The organism is Mesorhizobium sp. M7A.F.Ca.CA.001.08.2.1, from assembly GCF_003998455.1.
In the GTDB taxonomy this organism is placed as follows: Bacteria; Pseudomonadota; Alphaproteobacteria; order Rhizobiales; family Rhizobiaceae; genus Mesorhizobium; species Mesorhizobium ciceri.
In genome coordinates, this window is the sequence record NZ_RZPW01000104.1 from 1 (window position 1) to 11,872 (window position 11,872).

Below are 11,872 nucleotides of genomic sequence, written 5' to 3' on the forward strand. Positions count from 1 at the left end.
TTGTCCGCATCACCTTCCACGCCGTTGTTCCAGGACAGGTTTTCATTGTGGCCGTCGCGGTTCTGCTCGCCATTGGCTTCGTTGTGCTTGCGCTCGTAGCGCACGATGTCGGCGAGCGTCATGCCGTCATGGGCGGCGATGAAATTGACACTGCGGCTGGCGCCTTGCCCGTTCGCGGCAAACACATCTGACGAACCGGCGAGCCGGGTCGCCAGGGCGCCGACCATGCCGGCGTCGCCACGCCAGAACCGTCTTACATCGTCGCGATACTTGTCGTTCCATTCGAGGAAAGGCGCTGGAAAATTGCCGAGCTGATAGCCGTCGGGGCCGATGTCCCACGGCTCGGCGATCAACACGCGATCGGCCAGCAGTGCGTCATCGCGCATCGCTCTCAGCAGCGGCGCCTCGGCATCGAATGTGCCCTCGACCCGCCCCAGAATGGGAGCGAGGTCGAAGCGGAAGCCATCGACACCGGCATCCCTGACGAAATGGCGAAGCGTGTCGAGGACCATTTCCTGGACCACAGGATGGTCGCAAGCGACCGTGTTGCCGGTACCGGTGTCGTTGGCCAGCCTGCCATCAGGTGTGTGCCGGTAGTAGGCCAGGTTGTCGAAGCCGCGCAGCGACAGCGTGGGACCAAGCCTGTCGCTCTCGCCGGTGTGGTTGAAGACGAGGTCGAGGATGACGCCGATACCAGCCTGGCGCAGCACAGCGACCGTGTTTCGCAGTTCCATGATGCCGCCCGGCGCAAGGCGCGGATCGAGGGCCATGAACGTCACGGGATTGTAGCCCCAGGCGTTTCGCAGCCCGAGCGGCGGCAAATGCCGCTCGTCGATCGACGCGGTCACCGGCATCAGTTCGACCGCGCCAACGCCGAGTTTTTTCAGGTGCTCGACGATCGTCGGTTGAGCAAGTGCGGCGACTGTTCCGCGCAATTTTTCGGGAACGTCCGAATGCAGCATGGTGAAGGCGCGCACCGGAATTTCGTAGACCAGGCCGCCGGCGCGGAAGAGCGGCGGCGCAGCCTGCACAGGCTTCGGTAGCGCAGCCGCGATCGCCTTCGGCATCAGCGACGCGGTATCGCCCCCCTCGCCCCGGCGATCGGCCAGCCGCCAGTCGTAGGCATAAGGCCTGTCAATCTCGACGGCGTAGGGATCGGTCAGCAATTTGTCGGGGTCGAACCACAGTCCATGCTCCGGCGCATAGTCCCCGTCGGCGCGGAAACCGTAGCGGGTTCCGGAGCCAAGACCTGCAACGAACAGCGCGTGGACGCCCTCGCCTTCCCGCTGCAGTTCGAGCCGTTCGATTTCCCGCATGCCCTGCTCGTCGAAGATCGAGACCCAAAGCCGACGGGCGGCCTGCGACCAGGCGGCAAAGCGGATGCCTTCGCGGGTGACTGTGGCGCCGAGCTGGGTCATGCCCGCGCCTCACCTTCTCCCCTGGCGGGAGAAGGTGGATCGGCGCGCAGCGCCGAGACGGATGAGGGGTGTTGGAAGGAACGCGGCGTTAGTGATCTGGACATCGGTTTGCGCCAAGCTGGAGCACCCCTCATCCGACCGAGCTTCGCTCGGCCACCTTCTCCCACAAGGGGAGAAGGTGAAACGCGCGCAGCCACTCTCAAGTGATCACGCTCGGCTTGGGGCGGCCGGTATGGCTGTGAATCCCGGCAATATCGTCAGCCGCGGCAATCAGATCGGCAAGGGCGGCCTGGGTGTCGAGATCGTGCCGAGACTTGTCCGGCTCGTAGCGCTCGATGTAGACGCGCAACGTCGCGCCCGACGTGCCGGTGCCGGACAGCCGAAAGACGACCCGCGAACCACCTTCGAACAGAACCCTGATGCCCTGATGCTCGCTGATCGAACCGTCGACCGGATCGTGATAGGCAAAATCGTCGGCACTGGCGATTTTCAGGCCGCGCACGCTGGTGCCAGGCAGCGAGCCGAGCTTGGCACGCAGTTCGTCGACCAGCGCGTTGGCGCGGTCGCTCTCGACCTCTTCATAATCGTGCCGCGAATAGTAATTGCGCCCGTAGGTCGCCCAGTGCTCGGTGACGATCTGCTTGCAGCTTTCGCCACGCGCGGCAAGGATGTTGAGCCACAAAAGCACCGCCCACAGGCCGTCCTTTTCGCGGACATGGTTGGAGCCGGTGCCGGCACTCTCCTCGCCGCAGACCGTCGCCATGTCGGCATCGAGCAGATTGCCGAAGAATTTCCAGCCGGTCGGCGTCTCATAGATGCCGACGCCGAGTTTTTCAGCGACGCGATCGGCCGCGCCACTGGTCGGCATCGAGCGGGCAATGCCTTTCAAACCGGCCTTGTAGCCGGGCGCCAGACGCGCATTGGCGGCGAGCATGGCGACCGAATCCGACGGGGTGACGAAAATGCCCTTGCCGATGATCAGATTGCGGTCGCCATCGCCATCCGAGGCGGCGCCGAAATCCGGTGCGTCCGGTCCCATCATCTCGTCATAGAGGTGTTTGGCGTGGACAAGATTCGGGTCCGGATGGTGGCCGCCGAAATCCGGCAGCGGCTTGAAATTGCGGCAGGTGCCATTGGGCGCGCCGAGCCGGTTTTCCAGGATCTCCTTGGCGTAGGGACCGGTCACCGCGTGCATGGCGTCGAAGCGCATGCGGAAGCCGGACTTGAAGAGTTTGCGCAGGGCGTCGAAATCGAACAGGCTTTCCATCAGTTCGGCATAGTCCACGACCGGATCGATGATCTCGACCGTCATGTCGGCGGCCTTGACCGTTCCTGTTGTGTCGATGTCGATCGGATCGATATCGGCGATCTTGAAGCTCGAAATCGCCTTGGTCTTTTCGAAGATCGCGTCGGTGAGCTTTTCCGGCGCCGGGCCGCCATTGCCGGCATTGTACTTGATGCCGAAATCCTCATGCGGGCCGCCCGGATTGTGACTGGCCGACAGGATGATGCCGCCAAAGGTCTTGTATTTGCGGATGACATGCGAAGCGGCTGGCGTCGACAGGATGCCGCCCTGCCCAACCATCACCTTGCCGAAGCCGTTGGCGGCTGCGATGGCGATGGCCTTCTGGATGACCTCGCGGTTGTAGAAGCGGCCATCGCCACCGATCACCAGGGTCTTGCCCTTGAAACCGTCGAGCGCGTCGAAGATCGACTGGATGAAATTCTCGGCATAGTGCTCCTGCTGAAAGACAGGCACCTTCTTGCGCAGGCCCGACGTGCCGGGCTTCTGGTCGGAATAAGGCTTGGTGGGAACGGTCCGTATCATGCTTCAGGCAACCCTTTTCGAAAGCAGCGAACGATAGAGTTCGACGTATTTTTCCGCGCTCTTGTCCCACGACACATCGGCTTTCATGCCCTGGCGCTGCAGTGATTCCCAGACCGTCGGACTGGCATGGGCGTCGACGAGGCGGCGGATAGCGTGCAGCAAGGCGCCGCCATTGTTGGGCGCGAACTGGAAGCCGGTGGCGACGCCGGCAGAGACGGCAGCCTCATTGGCGTCGATGACCGTGTCGGCGAGGCCGCCGGTGCGCGCGACCACCGGCACGCAGCCATAGCGCAGGCCGTAAAGCTGCGTCAGCCCGCACGGTTCGAAGCGCGAGGGAATGACGATGGCGTCGCAGCCGCCCTGCATGATGTGCGACAGCCCCTCGTCGTAGCCGACGACGACGCCGATGCGGCCGCGATGCCTGGCGGCGGCGGCAAGCAGCGCGCCTTCGAGACCGGCATCGCCCGATCCCAGGATGGCGAGCCGCGCACCCGTCGCGACAATGCCGTCGACCACCAGCGCCAATATGTCCATGCCCTTTTGCCAGGTCAGGCGGCTGACCACGCAGACGATCGGGCTGTCATCGCGCTCAAGGTTGAAGCGGTCCTCCACGGCAGCCCTGTTGGGTGCGCGCGCCTTCAGCGTGCTGGCCGTGTAGTTGGACACCAGATGCTTGTCGGTTTCCGGATCCCAGATGCCGGTGTCGATGCCGTTGACGATGCCATGGAGATCGCTGGAGCGCATGTTGATGAGGCCGTCGAGGCCCATGCCGAATTCGGGCGAGCGGATTTCCTGCGCGTAGGTCGGACTGACCGTGGTGATCGCCCAGGCGGCCTGCAGGCCCGCCTTGAGGAAGCCGACACCACCATAATATTCGACGCCGTCGAGCGCCATCGCCGCCGCCGGCAAGCCAAGCTCGCCGAAAATGCCGGCGCCGAACTGGCCCTGGAAGGCGAGGTTGTGGACGGTCATCATCGAAGGCACGCCGACCGCCTTGCCATAGCGCATATAGGCCAGCGTCATCGCCGACTGCCAGTCATGGGCGTGCACGATGTCGGGCTGGTAGCCCGAGATGGCGCCGCCGGCGATGTCGCCGCCGACCTGGCTCAACGCCGCGAAACGCCGCCAATTGTCTGGCCAGTCGACGCCGGTCGCATTGCCATAGGGGCCGCCGGGACGGTCGAACAGATGCGGCGCATCGAGCACGAACAGTTCGAGCCCGGCGAGTTGGACGGAATGGACAGAGGCCTTGCCGCCCTGCAGCAAGGGGTATTGCAGAACCGCCCGCTTTTTCTTGAAGGCAGCCATGACGGTCGGAAAGCCGGGCATGAGCGTGCGCACGGTCACGCCCTTGGCCGCCAAGGCAATTGGCAGCGCGCCGGTCACGTCGGCAAGCCCACCGGTCTTGATGAGCGGGAAAATTTCCGGCGTGACCGACAGAACCTGCATGCGTCAGAGCCCCAGCTTGTCGATCATGTCCTGGGTGACCAGGCAGATGCCCTTTTCGGAAACGCGGAAGCGCTTGGCGTCGAGAATAGGATCTTCGCCGACCACCAGCCCTTCCGGTATCCTAACACCATGGTCGATGACCACGCGCTTCAACTTTGCGTTCCGGCCGACATGAACGTCGGGCAGCATGACGACTTCTTCGAGCGTCGAATAGGAATTGATGCGCGCGCCGGTGAAGATCAGGCTTTTTTTCAGCGAAGCCCCCGAGACGATGCAATCGCCCGAAACCAGCGAAGACACAGCCGAACCGCGGCGGCCATCCTCGTCATGCACGAACTTTGCCGGCGGCTTCAATTCGGCATAGGTCCAGATCGGCCAGTCGCGGTCGTAGAGGTCGAGTTCCGGCGTGATATCGGTCAGGTCGATATTGGCTTCCCAATAGGCGTCGACCGTTCCGACGTCGCGCCAGTAGGCCTCGTTCTCGGCGGTCGAACGGACGCAGGACTTGGCGAAGCGGTGCGCGATCGCCTTACCGTGCTGGACGATATAGGGGATGATGTCCTTGCCGAAGTCGCGGCTCGAGCCCGGCTCGGCCGCATCGCGGCGCAACTGCTCCATCAGAAACTTGGTCTTGAAGACGTAAATGCCCATCGAGGCCAAGGCAAACTCCGGCTTATCGGGAATGCCGGGCGGATCGGCGGGCTTTTCGACGAAGGCGATGATGTTGTCCTTGCCATCGACATGCATGACGCCGAAGCCGGTGGCTTCCATGCGCGGCACTTCGAGGCAGCCAACGGTGACGTCGGCATTGGCGTCGACGTGCTGGCGAAGCATCATCTCGTAGTCCATCTTGTAGATGTGGTCGCCAGCTAGGATGACCATGTATTCGGGTCCGTAGGCCTCGATGATGTCGATGTTCTGATAGACGGCGTCAGCCGTGCCCTCATACCATTGCGTTTCCGAGACGCGCTGGCTGGCCGGCAGGATGTCGAAGCTTTCGTTTCGCTCGGGGCGCAGGAAGTTCCAGCCGCGCTGCAGATGACGGATCAGCGAATGCGCCTTGTACTGGGTGGCAACGCCGAGGCGTCGAATGCCGGAGTTAAGCGCGTTGGAGAGCGCGAAGTCGATGATGCGCGTCTTGCCGCCGAAATAGACGGCCGGCTTGGCACGCCGGTCGGTCAGTTCCTTGAGGCGGCTGCCACGGCCGCCGGCCAATACATAGGCCATGGCATCGCGCGCCAGCGGCTGGGTCCGTTTCAAGTCTGCCATTTCTACCCTCCCAAGTTACTCGATCTCGACATGTTACTCAGTGTCGATGGGTTCAGTCGGCGACGAGCTCGAGCATGATCGTGGACAGCGGCGGCAAGAGCATCGTCGCGGCGATGCTTCCTTCCTCCGCCCGCGCCTCGACCATGCCGCCATTGCCCTTGCCGGAACCGCCATATTCAGAAGCGTCGGTGTTGATGATCTCGCGCCATTTGCCTGATGTCGGCAACGGCACGCGATAATTTTCGCGCGGCACCGGCGTGAAATTGGAAATGACGGCCACTGGGCTGCCGCCCGGCGCGCTGCGCAGCCAGGCAAAAACCGAATTCTGGCTGTCGTCGACGATCAGCCAGGAAAACCCTTCCGGCTCACAATCACGGCCGTGCAGTGCCGGGCGCGAACGGTAGAGATAGTTGAGATCGCGCACCGTCTGCCAGACGCCGCGATGCGGCCGGAATTCAAGCAGGTTCCAGTCGAGCGCGCGCGCCTCGCTCCATTCGCGGCGCTGCGCGAACTCCTGTCCCATGAACAGCAGCTTCTTGCCGGGATAGCCCCACATGAAAGCGTAGTAGGCACGCAGCGTCGCAAACTTCTGCCAGTCGTCGCCGGCCATCTTGCCAAGCAACGTGCCTTTGCCGTGCACGACCTCGTCATGCGAGAGCGGCAGCACGAAATTCTCCGAGAAGGCGTAGGTCAGGCCGAAGGTGAGGTCGTTGTGGTGGTGTTTTCGGAAGATCGGCTCCTTGGAGAAATACTCCAGCGTGTCGTGCATGAAGCCCATATTCCACTTGAAGCCGAAGCCGAGGCCGCCTTCATGCACCGGTGCCGAGACCTTCGGCCATGAGGTCGATTCCTCGGCGATGGTCATGACGCCCGGATGATGGCCGTAGACCTCCTTGTTCATCTTCTGCAGGAAGCTGACCGCCTCGAGATTCTCGCGGCCGCCCTTCTCGTTGGGGATCCATTCGCCGGCTTTGCGCGAATAGTCGAGGTAGAGCATCGAGGCGACCGCGTCGACGCGCAAACCGTCGACATGGTATTTCTCGGCCCAGAACAGCGCATTGTTGACCAGGAACGACACCACCTCGCGGCGGCCGAAATTGTAGATCGCGGTGTTCCAGTCGGGATGAAAACCCTTGCGCGGATCGGCATGTTCATAGAGCGCGGTGCCATCGAAATTGGCCAGGCCATGCGCGTCGACCGGGAAATGTGCCGGCACCCAGTCGAGGATGACGCCGACGCCGGCGCGGTGGGCGCCATCGACGAAACGGGCAAAGCCGTCCGGGTCGCCAAAGCGGGCTGACGGCGCGTAAAGGCCGGTCGTTTGGTAGCCCCAGGACGGGTCGTAGGGATGTTCAGAGATCGGCATGAATTCGATGTGGGTGAAACCGGTCTCGACCACATAGGGGATCAGCCGGTCGGCCAACTCGTCCCATGACAGGAACGTTCCGTCGTCGCGAAGCTGCCAGGAGCCGGCATGGACCTCGTAGATCGAGATGGCTTCTCGCCGGTGATCGGCATTGCGCCAGAAATTGCGATGCGCCTCGTCGCCCCACTCGTGCGCCGGCGGCACCGCCACGACCGAAGCAGTAGCCGGACGCAGTTCGGATTTGAAGGCGAACGGGTCGGCCTTCAGCGGCAGCCTCACACCATCGGGGCCGATGATCTCGTATTTGTAGGGTCGTCCGGCACCGATGTCGGGTACGAACAGTTCCCAGATACCGGTGTCGCGCCGGTCTCGCATGGTGTGCCGGCGGCCGTCCCACTCGTTGAAGTCGCCGACCACAGAGACGCGCCGCGCATTGGGAGCCCAGACGGCGAAATGCACTCCGGTGGCGCCTTCGTGATCGATGACATGGGCGCCGAGCTTGTCGAACAGCCTGAGATGCGAGCCTTGGGCGATGTAGTAATCGTCCATCGGGCCCAGCACCGGACCGAACGAATAGGGATCGGTCAGCCACCAGTCGCCGCCGGCGTTCCTGGCATGATAGCGCAGGGGTTGCCGCTTCTTGATCGAGAGCTTGCCTTCGAAAAAGCCGCCATCGTCGCGCCTGGACAGTTCACCCGCGATGGTGCCGGTCAGCGTGTAGGCGGTGACGAATTCGGCATTCGGAACAAAGCACCGGGCATACAGGCTCTTGCCGACCTCATGGACACCAAGGACGGCGAAGGGATCTCCGTGCGTGCCGGCAACAATCGCCGCGACATCGCCGGCTGGCGCCAGTCCATCCGGCCCGCTTGTCGCAGCGGTCGCGCGCGGCTTCTTCATCAGGCAGTGTCCCTCCCCGGGCACCAAGTGTTTGTTTCTAGTGATGTGAATCCGACATTCAATTCACATCACCGGGACCACATTGTTTGCGGCCTCATGCAATCACATCAGACAGGCACGTTCCAGATTTCTTTCGCATATTGGCGGATCGTGCGATCGGAGGAGAACCAGCCGACACGCGCAACGTTGCGGATTGCCCGGGCGTACCAGTCGGGACTGTTGCGCCAGACCGCATCGACCTCGCGCTGGGCGGCGGCATAGGCATCGAAATCGGCGGCAACCATGAACCAGTCGCTGTTGTAGAGACCGTTGATGAGATCGCGGTAACGCTCCGGATCGTCCGGCGAGAAGACGCCTGACGAAACAGCCGCAACCGCTTGCGCCAGCTCAGGCGAGCCTTCGATGACGGCGCGCGGATCGTAGCCGTTGTTGCGCCGCTCGGCGACCTCGGCGGTGGTCAGGCCGAAGATGAAGATGTTGTCGTCGCCGACGCATTCCTTGATCTCGACATTGGCGCCGTCGAGCGTGCCGATGGTCAGCGCACCGTTCAGCGCGAACTTCATGTTGCCGGTGCCCGACGCTTCCATGCCGGCGGTCGAGATCTGTTCGGACAGATCGGCGGCCGGCATCATGATCTCGGCAAGGCTGACATTGTAGTTCGGCACGAACACCACCTTCAGCAGACCGCGCACGGCCGGATCGCGGTTGATGACCTTGGCGACATCGTTGGCGAGTTTGATGATCAGCTTGGCATTGTGGTAGCTGGGCGCCGCCTTGCCGCCGAAGAATTTCACGCGCGGCATCCAGTCGCGCTCGGGATGCGAGCGGATCTGGTCGTAGAGGGCGATCGCCTCGAGGATATTCAGAAGCTGGCGTTTGTATTCGTGGATGCGTTTGATCTGGATATCGAACAGCGCCGAGGGATCGACCTTGATGCCGAGCCGGTCGGCGACGAGGTTGGCCAGCCGCGCCTTGTTGGCTCGCTTGACGGCGGCGAACTTGTCGCGAAAGGCGGCATCGCCGGCGAAACCGTCGAGATCCTTGATGGCGTCGATGTCATCGAGAAAGCGGTCGCCGATCGCCTCGCGGGCAAGCGACGTCAGCCCGGGATTACACTGGATCAGCCAGCGCCGCGGCGTGATGCCGTTGGTCTTGTTGTTGATGCGATCGGGATAGAGCTTGTGCAGATCGGCGAACACCGTCTCCTTCATCAGGTCGGTGTGAAGCGCCGAAACGCCGTTGATCGAGTGCGAACCGACAAAGGCCAGATTGCCCATGCGCACCCGGCGGTCGCCATTTTCCTGGATCAGCGAGATGCGGCCGATCTGCTCGTCCGAGAACTGGTTGGACGCACGCGCCTCCAGAAGCACTTCAGCGTTGATGGCATAGACGATCTGCATGTGGCGCGGCAAAAGCCGCTCGAACAGCGGCACCGGCCAGCTTTCCAGCGCCTCGGGCAGCAGCGTGTGGTTGGTGTAGCCGAAGGTGCGCTGGGTGATGTCCCAGGCCTGATCGAAGTCCATGCCGTGGACGTCCATCAACAGGCGCATCAACTCCGGCACAGCGATGGCCGGATGGGTGTCGTTCAGGTGGATCGCAGCCTTGTCGGGCAAGGACTTCAGGTCGCCATATTGGCTGAGATGGCGCTGGACGATGTCCTGCAGCGATGCGGTGGAGAAGAAATATTCCTGCCGAAGCCGCAGTTCCTGCCCGGCCTTGTGGGAATCGGCGGGATAGAGCACGCGCGACAAGGCATCGGCCTTGTTGCTTTCGGCGAGCGCGCCGATGTGGTCGCCGGCATTGAACTTGTCGAGCAGGATCGGATCGACCGGCATGCCCGACCAGAGCCGCAGCGTGTTGACGCGGTTGGCCCGCCAGCCGACGACGGGCGTATCATAGGCGACGGCCAGCACATGCTCGGTCGGCTTCCAGACATGGCGTTCGAGGCGGCCGTCCTTGGAGGTGATCGATTCCACCGAACCGCCGAAACCGACCTCGAACGAGCGCTCACGGCGTTCGAATTCCCACGGGTTTCCGTGATCGAGCCAGGTTTCAGGCAATTCGACCTGCCAGCCGTCGTGAATCTCCTGGCGGAACATGCCGTTGGCATAGCGGATGCCGTAGCCATGCGCGGGAATGTCGACGGTCGCCATGCTTTCCATGAAGCAGGCCGCAAGCCGCCCGAGGCCGCCATTGCCAAGTGCGGCATCCGGCTCGAGTGCGGCGATGAGATCGAGATCGACGCCCAGGGACGACAGGGCCTCGCGCATGTTGTCCATCAGGCCGAGATTGGAGAAGGCATCGCGCATCAGGCGGCCGATGAGGAACTCCAGAGACAGATAGTAGACGCGTTTTTCCTTCTGATCGTACGCCTCCTTCGTCGCCTGCATCCAGCGATCGACGATCCGGTCGCGCACGACCTTGATCGAGGCGGTCAGCCAGTCGTACTGGGTCGCAACGGTGGTATCCTTGCCGACCCGGTATTTGAGGGCCACCAAGACTTCACGTGCGAGTGTCTTGGGATCAGGATTTTCGAGCAGTGGAGGAAGGGGTTCGGATGTCATCGCGCTCGTCATGATGCCTCTCGTGCGGTTGCCATGATCATACCGGCTTTCATCGCTCCTCCCAGCCCATGCTAGCTGATACCGCTATATATTCAATCGATTTAAACAAGCCCGAACCGGCACGCCCCCTGCGGCAATTTGGCAATTCGCAAGTGTGACGCGCCAAGACGGTCGCGCGATGCGCTTCAAATTCCTGTTCCGTGCTTGCCGTGCCGCCAACCCTCCAGCACTTGGGCGACATGTATCAGGCCGCCAGCGCTGCCTCGGGCGGAACCTTTGCTCCGGTCATGAAGGCCACGGCATCGGACATCGTATATTGCTTGGGATCGATGACGCAGAGGCGACGGCCGAGCCGGTGGATGTGAATGCGGTCGGCCACTTCGAACACATGCGGCATGTTGTGCGAGATCAGCACGATCGGCAGGCCGCGCTTCTTGACGTCGAGGATCAACTCGAGCACGCGGCGGCTTTCCTTGACGCCAAGGGCGGCCGTCGGCTCGTCCATGATCACCACACGACTGCCGAAGGCGGCCGCGCGCGCCACCGCAACGCCCTGCCTCTGGCCCCCCGAGAGCGTTTCCACAGCCTGGCTGATGTTCTGGATGGTCATCAGGCCAAGCTCGGTAAGCTTGTCGCGGGCGCGCTTTTCCATCGCCGGACGGTCGAGCATACGCAGCCAATCGCCCAGAAAACCCGGTTTGCGGATCTCGCGGCCAAGGAACATGTTATCGGCGATCGAGAGCGCCGGCGACAGTGCCAGATTCTGGTAGACGGTCTCGATGCCGGCTTCGCGTGCCTCCATCGGCGATTTAAAGGCGACGGGTTTGCCTTCAAGCCGGATCTCGCCTTCGTCGGGCACGGCCGCGCCGGAAATCGCCTTGATGAGCGACGACTTGCCGGCGCCGTTGTCGCCGATGACGGCGAGGATTTCGCCGGGATAAAGGTCGAAGTCGGCATTGTCGAGGGCGGTGACACGGCCATAGCGCTTGATCAGGCCACGCGCGGTGAGGATGGGTTCCTGGGTCATGGTCATGCCGACACCTTTCTGATCCATTGGTCGACTGCCACGGCGCCGATG

General features: G+C 62.8%; 7 protein-coding genes. All 7 read right to left on the bottom strand.

The window, feature by feature from the left end:
• The coding region (locus tag EN914_RS09125) for a glycogen-debranching protein (RefSeq protein WP_127389054.1) at positions 1–1,418 on the bottom strand (1,418 nt) is incomplete at its 3' end.
• A gap of 199 nt (positions 1,419–1,617) precedes the next feature.
• Positions 1,618–3,246 carry an alpha-D-glucose phosphate-specific phosphoglucomutase gene (locus EN914_RS09130; protein ID WP_024503697.1) on the bottom strand — a complete coding sequence of 543 codons (1,629 nt, stop codon included), beginning with the start codon at positions 3,244–3,246 and terminating at the stop codon, positions 1,618–1,620.
• 3 nt (positions 3,247–3,249) lie between these two features.
• Positions 3,250–4,695 carry a glycogen synthase GlgA gene (glgA, locus tag EN914_RS09135; protein ID WP_024503696.1) on the bottom strand — a complete coding sequence of 482 codons (1,446 nt, stop codon included), beginning with the start codon at positions 4,693–4,695 and terminating at the stop codon, positions 3,250–3,252.
• Between the two features lie 3 nt (positions 4,696–4,698).
• Positions 4,699–5,964 (bottom strand): glucose-1-phosphate adenylyltransferase, encoded by a 1,266-nt coding sequence (gene glgC, locus EN914_RS09140; protein WP_013532699.1) that lies wholly within the window; start codon positions 5,962–5,964, stop codon positions 4,699–4,701.
• A gap of 52 nt (positions 5,965–6,016) precedes the next feature.
• Positions 6,017–8,230: a 1,4-alpha-glucan branching protein GlgB gene (gene glgB, locus EN914_RS09145; RefSeq protein WP_024503695.1), complete on the bottom strand. Its 2,214-nt coding sequence runs from the start codon at positions 8,228–8,230 to the stop codon at positions 6,017–6,019.
• 107 nt (positions 8,231–8,337) lie between these two features.
• A complete protein-coding gene (locus tag EN914_RS09150; RefSeq protein ID WP_024503694.1) occupies positions 8,338–10,806 on the bottom strand; it encodes a glycogen/starch/alpha-glucan phosphorylase in 2,469 nt (822 codons plus the stop codon).
• Between the two features lie 232 nt (positions 10,807–11,038).
• Complete coding sequence (locus EN914_RS09155; protein WP_023760533.1) at positions 11,039–11,821, bottom strand: ATP-binding cassette domain-containing protein; 783 nt, start codon at positions 11,819–11,821, stop codon at positions 11,039–11,041.
• Positions 11,822–11,872: the final 51 nt, after the last annotated feature.